Raw genomic sequence first — 14,589 nt, 5'->3', positions numbered from 1 at the left:
GATGCGGTTACTGCATCGACTCCGTGATGCATGTTTGTACGTTCCCGGCGGTCGGTTTGCCAGAAGCGCCCCGTCGGTTGTTCCAGACCCGTTTCGAAGAAAGGAAACCGCACGAACCTATGGCAGCTAAAAAATCATCTCCTTTGAAGATCATTCCGCTCGGAGGCCTTGACGGCATCGGCAAGAATATGACGGTCTTCGAGTGCGGCGACGACATGGTGCTCGTCGACGCCGGCCTTATGTTCCCCGACGATTCCCAGCCCGGTATTGATCTGGTGCTTCCCGACTACACCTATGTTCTGGAGAACGAGGAGAAGCTCCGCGGCATCATCGTCACCCACGGCCACGAGGACCATACCGGTTCGCTTCCGTACCTGCTGCAGGACCTCAACAACAAGGTGCCCATCTTCTCGAGCAAGCTGACGCTTGGTTTCATCGAGGGCAAGCTTTCCGAGTTCCGCATCCGTGCGCCCAAGTTCCGCGAGGTCAAGGGCGGTAGCCATGTCAATCTTGGTGGCATTTCGCTCGACTTCTTCTCTATGACGCACTCAATTCCGGGCGCTTTGGGCGTATTCATTCGCACCAACCAGGGCACCGTTATGCACACGGGCGACTTTAAGCTCGACCAGACGCCCATCGATGGCGTCACGCCCGATTATGCCGCCATCAGTCGCTTTGCCAAGCAGGGCATCGACCTGTTGCTTTCCGACTCCACCAACGCCACGGTTCCGGGCTTTACCAAGTCCGAGGCCGAAGTCGGCCCCAACTTGCTGCACGCCATCAAGAATGCCCCGGGCCGCGTGTTCGTCGCGTCGTTCTCGAGCCATATCCATCGCCTGCAGCAGATCTGCGACGCCGCCCGCAAGTGCGGCCGCAAGGTCGTCGTGACCGGACGTTCCATGCTCACCAACACCCGCGTGGCGCGCGAGCTGGGCTACCTCAACATCGACGATGCCGATATCATCGATGCCTTCGATATCGATAACCTGCCTGACGACAAGATTGTCGTCATGTGCACCGGCTCTCAGGGCGAGCCGCTGTCGGCGCTGTCCCGTATGGCCAACGGCGAGCACAAGACGCTCTCCATCCACGAGGGCGATACCGTCATCCTCTCGGCAACGCCGGTCCCCGGCAACGAGAAGGCCGTCCAGCAGGTCGTCAACAGCCTGGCAAAGCTTGGCTGCGACGTGTGGGATAAGAATCGCGCCCTCGTCCATGTCTCGGGTCACGGCAGCCAGGAGGAGCTCAAGCTTCTGATGGCCATGGCCAAGCCCACCTACTTTATGCCGGTTCACGGCGAGGCCGTGCACCTGCGAGCCCATGCCCAGCTTGCCCGTAAGATGGGTATTAAGGATGATCACATCTTTATTCTCGATAACGGCGACACGCTCGAGATGCGCGGTGGTATTGTCAAGCGCGGTACGCCCGTCGAATCCGGCGTCGTCTACGTCGACGGCCTGCGCATCGGTGATACCGACCCCATCGTCCTGCGCGATCGTCAGAAGCTCGCCAATGACGGTATGGTCACAGCCGTCGCCATCGTCTCGCTCAAGCATAAGAAGATCGAGGCCATCGAGTTCTCGGGCCGTGGCGTTTCATTTGCTATTGACGATCAGTTCTCCGAGGATGCCTCCGCATCCATCATGAAGACAATCGAGAAGGGCAAGTTTAGCTTTACGAGCAGCGGCTCCGATGCCATTCGCAAGGCCGTGCGCGATTCGCTCTCCAACTTCATTTGGAGCCGTACGCGCACCCGTCCGATGATCATCCCGGTCGTCATGGAGGTTTAGTTTGGCGCGCGGATCTGCACAAAACGCCAAAGGCAATAAAGCCAACAACCAACCGGCATCTACTAAGGGTGCCGGTTCCCATCTTCGTGCCAATAAGGGCCACGAGGCCGAGTTCGACGATGTTGAGCCCCTGGTCGAGCCTTCGGCCAACCGCGATATCGCCGGCGTGGTTATTGCCGTTTTGGCGATTGCGTCTTTCATTGCCGTGATTTCTCCGGCAACGGCACCCGTGACGGCAGTGGTTGCCGGTTTCTACCATCTTGGCTTTGGCCTGGGCGCCTACGTGCTGCCGATCGTCATTTTGCTGTTTGCCGCCACGCTCTTTTTGGGTGAGGACTCGCCGCTCAACATTCGCTCGGTCGCGGGTGGCGCCGTTGTCTTTATCGCTGTCGTCTCCATTCTTTCGTTGATGGTGCCGGGCACGAGCGATTCGTGCGACCTCATGTTTGTGCCGCAAAACCTGTCCGCCTCGGGTGGCTACATCGGTGCGTTTATTGCGAGTGCGCTGCAGAATGCCCTGGGTAAACCTATCGCGATGGTGGTTCTGTTGGGTTTGGCCGTCGTTGGCTTTGTCATCATCGGCTTTTCGGTGGGTGGCGTTTTGCGTTCTGCGCGCGATCGCGCTGCCAATTTCGCCGAGCGTCGTCGTGCCGATGTCAATGCGAGCCCGTGGGGCGACGAAGAGGCCCTGTCGGTTCCCGGCGTCGCCCGTACGCACCTGAGCATTCTTCGTCAGAAGGGCTCCGATATGGCCGTGACCACGGTCATGGGCAATGATGCGGACCCGGTTTTGGACGATGATGACGAGGACGATGATCCGTTTGTCGACGTGTCCGAGGCCGTGGAGGCCGAGCGCGCCAAGACTACGCTGCTGCCGCGTCGCCATGCCAAGCATGGCAAGTCCGCGCCCAAGCTCAACACGAGTGAGCCCGACCCGTCTTGGTCCGATAGCGAAATCGAACTCACCGCGGGCGATGACGAGGATGACGAGTGTCCGCTCGAGACCGCCAAGACAACTTTGCTGCCGCGTCGCCAAGACAGGCGAGGAAAGGTCACCGGACAGCTTTCGATGGAAGACGACCCGGACAAGGTCGACGAGTCCGAGCCGCCGTTTGCCGTGAACCCCGTGTCTGCTGCCCCGCAGATCCCCGATTTCCTGAAGCACCCCAAGGTTGCCGATGCCTCCGCCCCTACGGCTTCCGCTGCTCCTGTTGCAGCCGGCGATGGGGGAGCTGACGCCACTGCTGCCGATGTCGAGGGCGAGCAAGAGGATGGCCTCAAACTCCCGCCGCTCGAAATCCTGCACGCCAATCCGCAGTCGGCGTCCGCCGCGTCTTCTGACAAGGAGTTGGAGCAGACGGCCGAGTCGCTGCAGTCCACTTTGCTGGAGTTTGGCCGTAGCGCTCGCGTCGTCGGCTGGATTGCCGGTCCCACGGTGACGACCTTTAAGCTGCAGCCCGGCGAGGGCGAGCGCGTGAGCAAGATTTCGAGCCTCGAGGACGATATCGCGCTTTCGCTTGCCGCCCAGTCGGTGCGTATTTTTGCGCCGATTCCCGGCACCTCGCTTGTGGGTATCGAGATTCCCAATCGCAAGCGCCAGAACGTTAACCTGGGCGACGTGCTTCCCTATGTGAAGGGCGGTCCGCTCGAGCTGGCCATCGGTCGCGATGCCGAGGGTACGCCGGTTGTCGCCGACCTCGCCAAGATGCCCCACCTGCTTATTGCCGGTACCACCGGTTCCGGTAAGTCGGTCATGATCAACTCCATCATCACGACCCTGCTCATGCGCGCGCTTCCCGAGGACGTTCGCTTGATCATGGTCGATCCCAAGCGCGTTGAGCTTGCCGGCTATAACGGCCTGCCCCATCTCTATGTGCCCGTGGTGACCGAACCCAAGCAGGCTGCGAGTGCCTTGCAATGGGCTGTGTCCGAGATGGAGCGTCGCCTGAAGGTCTTCGAGCGCCTCAACGTTCGCAAGATCTCGACGTATAACGAAAAGCAGGCCGCCGGCGAGTTCGAACACTACGATAACCCGCCGCAAAAGATGCCCTATCTGGTCATTATCATCGACGAGCTTTCGGACCTGATGATGGTTGCCGGCAAGGATGTCGAGGCCTCGATCGTTCGTATCGCCCAGCTGGGCCGTGCCGCCGGTATTCACCTTATCGTGGCTACGCAGCGCCCCAGCTCCAACGTGGTGACGGGCCTCATTAAGGCCAACATCACCAATCGTATCGCCTTTAACGTGGCCACGGGTATCGATTCCCGCGTCATTATCGACCAGATGGGCGCAGAAAAGCTCACCGGTTTGGGCGACATGCTGTTCTCCAAGGTCGACTGGGGCAAGCCCCGCCGTATCCAGGGCTGTTTTGTCTCGGATGACGAGATCAACGAGATCGTCGAGTTCGTTAAGTCGCAAAGCGAGCCCGACTACCACGAGGAGATTCTGTCTGCCGTGGCGCCTGCTTCCATGTCCATGGCTGGTGGCGGCGGTATTGTCCGCACGGGCGTTGCCGAGCCGCAGGATGACGACCCGCTTATCTGGGAGGCCGCCCATATTGTGGTGGAATCGCAGCTTGGCTCCACATCTGGCCTGCAACGCCGCCTCAAGGTTGGCTATGCGCGCGCCGGGCGTATTATGGACATGCTGGAAGAAAAGGGCGTCGTCGGCCCGCCCGACGGTTCCAAGCCGCGCGAGGTCCTGCTGGATGACGAAGGGCTTGCCGCGCTGGAGTCTGTCGACGCCGAGATGGTACGTGAAGATCGTGAGTTTGGAGGATTCTGATGGCTGCACGCTTTGGTGACATGCTGCTCGAGCAGCGTCGCCGGATGGGCCTTTCCATCCAGCAGGTCGCCAACACCATCAAAATCAGGCCGCAGATCATCGAGTTTTTCGAGACTGGTAACTTTGCATCGATGCCCCCGCGTGGCTATGCGCAGGGCATGATTTCGAGCTACGCTCGCTTTTTGGGGCTTAACCCGCGCGAGGTCGTCAACGCTTATTTTGACGACCTCATGGCATATGAACGCGATACCTCGCAGCAGGGCGGTCGTTTTCAGGATGCTGCCGGCTACGTTAACTCGCGTTCTTCGGTCGATAACGGTCGTTTTTTGATGGTTCAGGGTGGTCGTACGACACGGTACGGCCAGCGACCTCCGCAGGCGGGCTATATCACCGAGACGGGCTCCAGCGAGGAAATTCGTTCTCAGCGAGATCGTTTTCGCAGTACGCCCCTGCCAGATGACCGTGCGCTTCCCGCCGCTCGCGGGTTGAGTCGCGATCCTCGCGCCGGTTACGGCGACGGTGGATACTCCGGTCGTAGCTATCGCGGAGTACCCGCCGGGCGTTCCCGCGATGGCTATTCCGACGCCGATACCACGCAGGTGACGCCGCGCCTCCGTTCGCAATCCCAGCCCTATGGGCAGCGCTCTTCGGCGCCTCGCTCTGGCCAGCGCGGCTATCAGGGCCGTGGCGAGCTTGCGCCGCGTCCGGGCCGGCGGGGTTCGCAGCGCCAGAGTAGCTATCGTGGTCGTCCCGATAGCGGTCGCGGCCGCATACCGCAGGGTAATGGTCGTGGTAGCTCCAATCGCGGACGCGGCGTTGGGCGCGCCTCTCAATACAACACGATCGATCCGCGCATTATTTACGTCGGCATCGGTGCCGTGGTGCTACTGTTGATTTTGCTCATCGTGGTACTCCTGCGCGGTTGCGGCTCTGCTGCACCCGAGTCGACGCCCGAGACACCCGTGGCTACCAAGACGACGACTAAGAAATCTTCCAAGAAGACCGAATCCACTGACGAGGACGAAGACGCCGACGAGGCGACGGATGCGGCCGGTTCCGATGCTGCCAAGGCGACGGTGGAAAAGGAAGAGGACGAGGTCACCAAGGTCAAGGTCTCTGTTGCCAAGGGCAAGACCGCCTGGATCGAGGTCAAGGTCGACGGTAAATCGGTCTATGGCGCTCAAGCGACCGGTCCTTTTGAGCAGGAGTACACGCCCGAGTCCTCTATTGAGATCACCACGTCCAAGCCCTCCGATGTCACGGTCACCAAGAATGGTGAAAAGGTTCGCTATGACACCAAGACATCGGGTGTGGCGCGCGTGACCATTACCGTTCCCAAGAAGGAGTCCGCTGACTCCGCGAACGGCGATAATGCCGGCGGTACCGATAATGTCGACGGCACCGATGCCCAGTCTACCGTCGGCACCGACACGGCATCCGACGACCAGACAGTGAACGATACAGATGACTATTCGTACGACAGCTACTAAGGCTCCCCGTACCGAAAGGAAGAACCATGGCTAAAGATTCCAGCTTCGACGTTGTGTCCGAGGTTAACATGCAGGAGGTCGATAACGCCTTCCAGCAGACCGCCCGCGAGATTTCCCAGCGCTATGACCTTAAAGACTCCGGCGCCACCATCGAGCTTTCGAAGGGCGACAAGCTCTTTACGATTAACGCTCCGGCCGATTTTGTCTCCAAGCAGATCATCGATGTTTTGAGCTCCAAGCTCATCAAGCGCGGTATCGACCTCAAGGCTGTCTCTTGGGACACCCCGCAGGCGGCTTCGGGCGGTACCGTGCGCGTGCTCGGTCATATCGTCGAGGGCATCGACCAGGCGACCGCAAAGAAGATCAATAAAGACATCAAGGATCAAAAGCTTAAGGTCAAGGTGACCATCGAGGCCGATAAGCTGCGCGTTTCCTCGGCTTCTAAGGACGCTTTACAGACGGTGATTCAGTTCCTGCGCGACCAGGACTACGGCCAGCCGCTGCAGTTTACCAACTACCGCTAATTTACTCGAAAGGACCGCTCTCCAACATGGATACTCCGTTGGGTTCCGTACTCTATATCACGCTTGGCTGCGCCAAGAACGAGGTCGATACCGACCGCATGCGTTCGCTGCTGACCGCTGCGGGCTACGAGGAGGCATTCGATCCTCAGGATGCCGATATCGCCATTGTCAATACGTGCTCGTTTCTTACCTCGGCGACGTCTGAGAGCATCGAGACCACGCTCGAGCTCGCTAACGAGGTGCAGGACGGCGTTCGCTCCTGCCCCATTGTCATGTGCGGTTGCGTGCCGTCTCGTTACGGCGACGACCTGCCCGACGAGCTGCCCGAGGTCGCGGCATTTGTGAAGGCCGATGAGGAAGACGGTATCGTCTCTGTCATCGATGGCGTTCTTGGCGTGGAGCGTAAAATCGCTGCCTATATCCCGCAGGTCAAGCGTACCGTCGAGGGCGCTGTCGCCTACGTCAAGATCTCCGATGGCTGCAATCGTTTTTGCAGCTTCTGCATGATTCCCTACATTCGCGGTCGCTATCATTCGCGCAATGCCGAAAGCATTATCTCCGAGGTGCGCGACCTGGTTGCCGGCGGTGTGCGCGAGATCGTGCTGATCGGCCAGGACACGGGCATTTGGGGCACCGACTTTGCCGATGAGGACGCCGCTGAGGCTTCACCGCGCAATCTGGCTCAGCTGCTGCGTGCCGTCGCCGAGGCTGTGCGCCCGCACAACGTTTGGGTTCGCGTGCTCTATCTGCAGCCCGAGGGTATGACTGACGAGCTTATCGAGACGATACGCGATACGCCCGAGGTGTTGCCCTATATCGATATCCCCGTGCAGCACTGCGACGCGCGCATCCTCAAGGCCATGCGTCGCTCCGGTTCGCGTCAGGAGCTCGAGGAACTGTTCCGCGATCTTCGTGATCGTATCCCCGGCATCGTGATTCGCTCCACGGCCATGGTCGGCTTTCCGACCGAGACCGACGACGAGTTCCGTGATCTTATCGACTTTATGGACACCGTCGGCTTTGACTATACGAGCGTCTTTGCCTACTCGCGGGAGGAGGGCAGCCTGGCCGCCAATATGGAGGGCCAGGTCGATGAGGAGGTCAAGCTCGAGCGCGCCCAGGAGGCCATGGATCTGGCCGAGTCGCTGGGTTTTGCCGCCACGGCAGCCCATGTGGGCGAGCGCGCCCAGGTAATCGTCGACGGTATCGAGGAGACCGAGGACGGCGCCGAGCTGATCGGTCATGCCTGGTTCCAGGCGCCCGATTCCGATGGCGCGGTGCATCTGGACGCCAGCGAGGCGTCCGTGGGCGATATTTTGACCGTCGAGTTTACCGATAGCTTCTGCTATGAGCTTATCGGCCATGTTGTGGAGTAGGAGAGCGTCGTGGCAAACGAGAGCAATAAGGAACTGACGAGCGTTTGGACGCCCGCCAATATCGTGACGTGCGTTCGCATCGTCTTTATTCCGGTGTTCATGATCGTCTCGGCCCTGTCTCACGGGGGCGTTGCCGGTACGGACTGGAGCACCTTCGACGGCCCGCTCGCCGCCGCTGCCTTCATTCTGTATGTGATCCTGTCGTGCACCGATAAGGTCGACGGCTATCTGGCGCGCTCACGCAACGAGATCACCGATTTCGGCAAGTTCTTGGACCCCATCGCCGACAAGTTGCTGGTGTTCTCGGCCTTGCTGCTGTTCTTGGATTTTGGCGCGGTGACCGTGTGGTCCGTGTTCATTATCCTGTTCCGCGAGCTGTTGGTGAGCGCACTTCGCATGGTCGCGAGTGCTGCCGGTGTGGTCGTTGCCGCCGATAAGCTCGGCAAGTACAAGACGGCGACCACGATGGTCTCCATCTGTGGCTATCTGTGCGTCTTTGCGATGGCCGGTCTTCAGCTGGGGCCGGCGTCGCTGCTGCTCGGTGTCTATTCGGTGTCGCGCTTCCTGTACGTCATCGCTGTCATTTTGACCATTATCTCGGGTGCCCAGTACTTCTGGAACTGCCGTAAGATCGTCTTTTCGGTCTAGGTCCTGGTGGGTATGACGGAGTCTTATTTGCAGATCGCCGCAAACAACGAGGAGCTGGCGCGCGATATTGTCGAACGCGCGAGTGCCCGTGGCGTGACGGTGTCGACGGCGGAGTCGCTGACGGCGGGCATGATCGCCTCGACGATTGCCGATATCCCGGGTGCCTCGGCGGTGCTTCGTGGCGGTGCGGTGACCTACTGCGATGAGATCAAACATCGCGTGCTCGGCGTCGAGCAGGAAACGCTCGATCGGTTTAGCGCCGTGTCGCATCAGACGGCGCGTGAGATGGCCGCGGGCTCGCTGGACCTCTATCAGAGCGATGTCGCCGTGAGCGCAACGGGCTACGCTGGGCCCGGCGGCGGTACCGAGCAAGACCCCGCCGGCACGTTCTATATCGGCTGGGCGTATCGTGCGGCCGATGGGGGAGCGACGGTCGTTGAGTCTGCGCGCTGTCACTACGAGGGTGATCGGTCGTGCGTCCGTGCCTATGCGGTCGCTGAGGCTTTGGAACGCATTGTCCGCGTGCTCAATTCCATGGAATAGACGTGTTTTAAGGGGCCTTAGGGCCCCTTAATTGTGGAGATAGGGACCTTTGGCAAGGAATGCGCTTGCGCTGGCACATGTCTTTAATTTGTACGAGCACTCGTATTTGCGATTGGCATGGTCAAGCGTTTGGTCGGTGATTGGTCGGCGTTTGGTCGGGTTTTGGAATGGACGGGTGCATATGATGAACCTGAACGGTTGACCACGAACAGCCGTTCGTTTATCATCGATTCAGGTTGTTAAGAGGAGGGCTATTCATGGCCAAGAATTCAGGTCCCGTACGTACCGTTCATACGCGCACGACGGGTAAAGAGCGCGACGAGATGATCGCCACTACCAAGGCCGAGATCGAGAAGAAGTTCGGCCAGGGTTCTATTATGAGGTATGGCGACGGCGGTCCCGAGCTCGAGGTCGAGGCTATTCCGACGGGCTCTCTGGCGCTCGATGCCGCCTTGGGTATCGGCGGCGTGCCGCGCGGTCGTATCGTTGAGATTTATGGCCCCGAGTCCTCCGGTAAGACAACGCTTTCGCTTGAGATTCTTGCAGAGGCGCAGGCCATGGGCGGTGTCGTTGCTTTTATCGACGCTGAGCATGCGCTTGATCCCACCTACGCCGCGCGCATCGGCGTCGATATCGACGAGGTGCTGATTTCCCAGCCCGATACGGGCGAACAGGCGCTCGAGATCGTTGACATGCTTGTGCGTTCCGGTGCCATCGACGCCATCGTCGTCGACTCTGTTGCCGCTTTGACTCCACGTGCCGAAATCGAGGGCGAGATCGGTGACACGACGGTGGGTCTGCAGGCTCGCTTGATGAGTCAGGCGCTCCGCAAGCTCGCCGGCTCGCTTGCCAAGTCCAACACAACCTGCATCTTCATTAACCAATTGCGCGAGAAGATCGGCGTCATGTTCGGCAACCCCGAGACCACCACAGGCGGCCGCGCACTCAAGTTCTTCTCTTCCGTGCGTATCGATATTCGTAAAATCGATACCATCAAGCTCAAGGACGAGGTTATCGGCAATCGCGTACGTGCCAAGGTCGTTAAGAACAAGGTGGCTGCTCCGTTCCGCTCGGCCGAATTTGACATCATGTATGGCACCGGCATTTCTAAAGAGGGCTCGATTCTGGATATGGCTGTCGAGTGCGGCATATGCAAAAAGATGGGGTCTTGGTTTGCCTATGGTGAGGACAAACTCGGCAACGGTCGCGAGGCCGCTAAGACGTTCCTGCGCGAGCATCCCGATTGCGCCGACGAGATCGAGCACAAGGTTCGCCTTGCCTGCGGTCTTGAGTATGACGATGATGCCCCCTCCGAGGTTGAGTTGACCGATCAGCCCGCCCCCGAGGAGTTTGACGAGCTGTATGCCATCGATGGCTCCGCGATGCTCGACGATGACGACGAGTAACGGATGCCGACATGTCGTATACGGTGACCGAGGCTAGGGTCGTTTTTCCGGATAAGAAGACGGCCTCCTCGTTCTCGAGCGGTTATGCGTCTAAAAAGCCCTGTGCACATATCGATTGCGATCTGGAGGGCGGTTTTGAACGGTCCATTTGGATTCCCGTGCGTGTGGCACGTGTGTACGTTCAGAACCGTCTCGATCTTCCCTGCGACTGGGATGACTTTCGCGAGGCGGTGCAGCTTATCGAATGCAAATGTGCGCTCACCATGGTGACCGAGATGCTTTCGCGTCGCGATCATGCTACGGGCGAGGTGCGCGATAAGTTGGCGCGCTATGGCTTTCGTCAGCCCGCGATCGACTTTGCCGTCAATCGTGCCATCGAGTATCGTTTTTTGGATGAGAACCGCTTTTGCTCGTACTTTATCGAGGAGCGTAAGCGTCGTGGTTGGGGACAGCGCAAAATCGAGACTGAACTCAAGCGTCGCCATGTTGCACTTGATGAGATTCCAGGGTATCCCGAGGCTTATTTTGCCGAGGATGACGACTTGGCTCGCGCATCGGCTTTGCTCGCTAAGCGTCGCGTTCCCGAGGCACGTGCATTTGAAAAGCTCGTCAGATTTTTGATGGGCAAGGGCTTTTCCTATCACATTGCCGCGGATGCCGTTAAGGCGCGCCTCGATGCCTTAAGCGAGAAATGCGACGTTTAAGCATGCGCACGTTACGCCCCTGCCGTTCACCGCTCGATAGGCGCCGTGCTGGGTGCTTTGATTTGACAGTTGTTGCGGTTCAACGTAGGATAATTACTGTCATTTGCATTGTGATATGTGCTCATCTGCGATGAGTTTGTTTATATGTTTATCTGTATCCGACCCGCATAAGCTGCGCCCATATTACTCAAATGTCGCGAGCCGTTCGTATGGACGGTTCGCTTTGTTATGTAACGAATCCATAAAAAGGAGTGAGCATGCCGCTTATCATTGCAGCGCTCGTTGGCATTGTTTTGGGTGCCATCGTCGCCATTGCCTACATGCGCACCGCCAAGCAGGGTAGTCTTCACGAGGCCGAAGAAAAGATTCAGTCGGCACACGCGCAGGCAGAGTCCCTGATCGGTGATGCTAAGCGTCAGGCCGAGACCCTCAAAAAAGAGGCTCTGCTCGAGGCTAAGGAAGAGATCATCAAGAACAAACAGGCCGCCGAGGCCGAGGACAAGCAGCGTAAGAGCGAGATTCGCGCGCTCGAAAATCGCGTGATGCAGCGCGAGGAATCGCTCGACCGACGCAACGATGCACTCGATAAGCGCGAGCATCAGCTGTCCAGCCAGGCCGGTCAGGTCGAGAAGCGCTCTCGCGAACTTGAGGAGCTTTGCGCCAAGCAGACCTCCGAGCTCGAGCGTATTGCCGACCTTACGCGCGAGGATGCTCACAAGGAGCTGCTCGATAAGGTCCGCGGCGAGGTTACCCATGAGGCGGCCACCATCATCCGTGAGTCCGAGCAACAGGTCCGCGCCGAGTGCCACAAGACCGCTCAGGAGATTCTCTCCCTGGCGATCCAGCGCTGTGCTGCCGACCATACCGCCGAGGTCACCGTCACGTCCGTTCATATTCCCTCCGATGACCTTAAGGGCCGCATCATCGGTCGCGAGGGTCGTAACATCCGTACTTTCGAGCAGGTTTCCGGCGTCAACCTTGTGATCGACGATACCCCCGAGACTGTCGTGCTTTCGAGCTTTGATCCGGTCCGTCGTGAGACCGCCCGCGTGGCGCTCGAGAACCTCATTGCCGACGGTCGTATTCACCCCGCCCGCATCGAGGAGATGTACCACAAGGCCGCTGACTTGGTTCAGCAGCGTGTGCTCGAAGCCGGCGAGCAGGCCGCCTTCGATACCGGAATCCACGACCTGCATCCCGAGATCGTCAAAACCCTGGGCGCTCTGCGCTACCGCACCTCGTTTGGTCAGAACGTGCTACAGCACTCGCTTGAGGTCTCCGACCTGTGCGGCATCATGGCCTCCGAGCTTGGTCTGGATGTTGTGACCGCCAAGCGCGCGGGTCTTCTGCATGACCTGGGCAAGGCCATCGATCACGACGTTGAGGGTCCGCATGCTGTGATTGGCGCCGAGCTTGCCCGCCGTTATGGCGAGAAGCCCGTTATCGTCCACGCAATCGAGGCCCATCATGCCGATGTCGACCCCAACACGGTGCTCGACGTTCTGGTCCAGGCTGCCGATGCTGTTTCCGCTTCTCGTCCCGGCGCCCGTCGCGAGTCGGCCGAGAGCTACATCAAGCGCCTTGAGAAGCTCGAGGAGATCGCCAACTCTCATGACGGCGTCGAGCGTACCTATGCTATGCAGGCCGGTCGCGAGGTCCATGTCATGGTTCAGCCGGACAAGATTTCCGATGCCCAGTCCACGGTGCTTGCGCACGATATCGCCCATCAGATCGAGGAAGAGATGGAGTATCCCGGTCAGGTGCGTGTTGTCGTGATTCGCGAGAGCCGTGCCGTCGATATCGCTAAATAACATGAACGACGCGAACGAGCTCATCTCATTTATCGCGTCGATGTCGGGGGAGGGCAACCTTCGCGTCGAGGAAAACCTTGGCGAGGGGTATGTCCGCCTCCGCGTTTCGGAGGCCGAGCGCCGTCAGGCCAAGCATGACATTCAGCATGTAGAGGACATTGTCATCGAGATGCTGCGTAATGCTCGCGATGCCGGAGCCGATAAGGTCTATCTAGCCACGACCAAGGAGGAGGGTGTTCGTACCCTCCTCTTCCTGGATAACGGTTCGGGTGTGCCGCAGGATATGCAGGAGCGTATTTTCGATGCCCGTGTCACCTCCAAGCTCGAGAGCATGAAGATGGACCGTTGGGGTGTTCACGGTCGTGGTATGGCGCTGTTCTCTATCAAGCAGAACACCGATGAGGCACGCGTTGTTACATCGGGCGTCGATTTGGGCTCAGCGTTTAAGGTGTGCGTTGACACCGATCGCTTGGCTGAGCGCGCCGACCAGTCGAGCTGGCCTCAGGCGGTTAAAGACGAAGACGGCCGCTATGTATGCGCTCGCGGTCCTCACAACATCATTCGCGCAGCCTGCGAGTTTGCCCTTGAGGAGCTGCGCGACTGCGACGTGTATCTGGGCTCTCCGTCCGAGATCGCGGCGACCCTGTACGCCCAGGCTTCCAGTCGTCTCGATACGTCACGCCTGCTCTTTATCGATGACGAGTGCGAGCTTCCGGTTATCGATCGTTTAGGTCTTGCCTCGGATGCCGAGGACTTTATCCGGATTTGCTCCGGGCTGGGTCTCGAGATGTCCGAGCGTACTGCCCACCGTATTCTTTCGGGACAGATTAAGCCCGTTCGCGGCGTGTGCGCGCGTCTGCTGCGCGAGCGCGATTCCACCTCGCATTTGCCGGCTCCAGTCGATCTTGCCAAGGACCGTCGAGGCCTTCGCATTGCCAAGGATGACATGGCGCAGTTTTCGCGTGCTGTCGAGCGCGACTTCAATGACCTCGCCGCCCGGTATTACCTCAATCTGTGCGGCGACCCTAAGATTCGCGTTTCACGTGATCGCATCACCGTGACGTTCGATCTTGCCAAAGAGGAGTAGCATCTTTACCGAGTCCGCTCGGTACGATACAGTTATTGCAGTTAAAACGTACTTTTAAACGCAGGAGTTTCTTCATGGATTGCCTGAAGGTATCAAGCAAATCATCGCCCGCGTCCGTTGCCGGCGCCATTGCCGGTATGGTCAAAGATGGCGTTCCCGTCAACATTCAGTGCGTCGGTGCCGGCGCCGTCAACCAGGCCATAAAGGCCGTTGCCATTGCGCGAGGTTTTCTGATTCCGACTGGCTTTGATGTCTCTTGTGCGCCGGTGTTCTCTGACATCCTCATTAACGGGGAGTCTCGCACGGCAATCCGTCTCTCTATCTACGTTCACCAGATTAATCGGGCTGCTATGGACAATGTCGTCATGGACGACGTTAAGCCTGTTGCGTAAGCGAGTTTTCGCACGTTTGTAGCACCTTTGTGC

At 59.1% G+C, this 14,589-nt stretch carries 12 protein-coding genes; all 12 read left to right on the top strand.

Translation table 11 applies throughout. The features are described 5' to 3' along the window. Positions 1-119 precede the first annotated feature (119 nt). The 12 genes from ACTQXI_RS02240 to ACTQXI_RS02185 all read left to right on the top strand — a co-directional run bounded on the left by ACTQXI_RS02240 (position 120) and on the right by ACTQXI_RS02185 (position 14,556). Positions 120-1,790 (top strand): ribonuclease J, encoded by a 1,671-nt coding sequence (locus ACTQXI_RS02240; protein WP_117654800.1) that lies wholly within the window; start codon positions 120-122, stop codon positions 1,788-1,790. Between the two features lies 1 nt (position 1,791). After that, positions 1,792-4,575 carry a DNA translocase FtsK 4TM domain-containing protein gene (locus tag ACTQXI_RS02235; protein WP_441548243.1) on the top strand — a complete coding sequence of 928 codons (2,784 nt, stop codon included), beginning with the start codon at positions 1,792-1,794 and terminating at the stop codon, positions 4,573-4,575. Beyond that, complete coding sequence (locus ACTQXI_RS02230) at positions 4,575-6,065, top strand: RodZ domain-containing protein (protein ID WP_441548242.1); 1,491 nt, start codon at positions 4,575-4,577, stop codon at positions 6,063-6,065. Before ACTQXI_RS02235 ends, ACTQXI_RS02230 begins: the two co-directional genes overlap by 1 nt. Positions 6,066-6,091: 26 nt before the next feature. Next, positions 6,092-6,589, top strand: a complete 498-nt coding sequence (locus ACTQXI_RS02225; RefSeq protein WP_154516322.1) for a YajQ family cyclic di-GMP-binding protein — start codon at positions 6,092-6,094, stop codon at positions 6,587-6,589. A gap of 26 nt (positions 6,590-6,615) precedes the next feature. Beyond that, positions 6,616-7,965 (top strand): 30S ribosomal protein S12 methylthiotransferase RimO, encoded by a 1,350-nt coding sequence (rimO, locus tag ACTQXI_RS02220; protein WP_441055662.1) that lies wholly within the window; start codon positions 6,616-6,618, stop codon positions 7,963-7,965. A gap of 99 nt (positions 7,966-8,064) precedes the next feature. Continuing rightward, entirely contained in the window at positions 8,065-8,613 is a 549-nt protein-coding gene (pgsA, locus tag ACTQXI_RS02215; RefSeq protein WP_427793554.1) for a CDP-diacylglycerol--glycerol-3-phosphate 3-phosphatidyltransferase, read from the top strand. Positions 8,614-8,625: 12 nt separating this feature from the next. After that, positions 8,626-9,156, top strand: a complete 531-nt coding sequence (locus ACTQXI_RS02210; RefSeq protein WP_441548241.1) for a CinA family protein — start codon at positions 8,626-8,628, stop codon at positions 9,154-9,156. 257 nt (positions 9,157-9,413) lie between these two features. Next, a complete protein-coding gene (gene recA / locus ACTQXI_RS02205; protein ID WP_154516331.1) occupies positions 9,414-10,562 on the top strand; it encodes a recombinase RecA in 1,149 nt (382 codons plus the stop codon). An 11-nt stretch (positions 10,563-10,573) separates the two neighbouring features. After that, positions 10,574-11,266 (top strand): regulatory protein RecX, encoded by a 693-nt coding sequence (locus ACTQXI_RS02200; protein WP_154516334.1) that lies wholly within the window; start codon positions 10,574-10,576, stop codon positions 11,264-11,266. 257 nt (positions 11,267-11,523) lie between these two features. After that, positions 11,524-13,077, top strand: a complete 1,554-nt coding sequence (gene rny / locus ACTQXI_RS02195; protein ID WP_427726813.1) for a ribonuclease Y — start codon at positions 11,524-11,526, stop codon at positions 13,075-13,077. Between the two features lies 1 nt (position 13,078). Continuing rightward, positions 13,079-14,164, top strand: coding sequence for an ATP-binding protein (locus ACTQXI_RS02190; RefSeq protein WP_427717475.1), 1,086 nt, complete (start codon positions 13,079-13,081; stop codon positions 14,162-14,164). Between the two features lie 74 nt (positions 14,165-14,238). Continuing rightward, the gene (locus tag ACTQXI_RS02185) at positions 14,239-14,556 is read left to right on the top strand and encodes a stage V sporulation protein S (RefSeq protein WP_118079896.1); all 318 of its coding nucleotides are present in this window, start codon (positions 14,239-14,241) and stop codon (positions 14,554-14,556) included. Positions 14,557-14,589 lie beyond the last annotated feature (33 nt).

The sequence above is a fragment of the Collinsella sp. LCP19S3_C9 genome (assembly GCF_052121575.1).
Classification (GTDB): domain Bacteria; phylum Actinomycetota; class Coriobacteriia; order Coriobacteriales; family Coriobacteriaceae; genus Collinsella.
The sequence above is the reverse complement of the archived record's forward strand: the minus strand, read 5'-3'. Positions and strand labels throughout refer to the sequence as shown.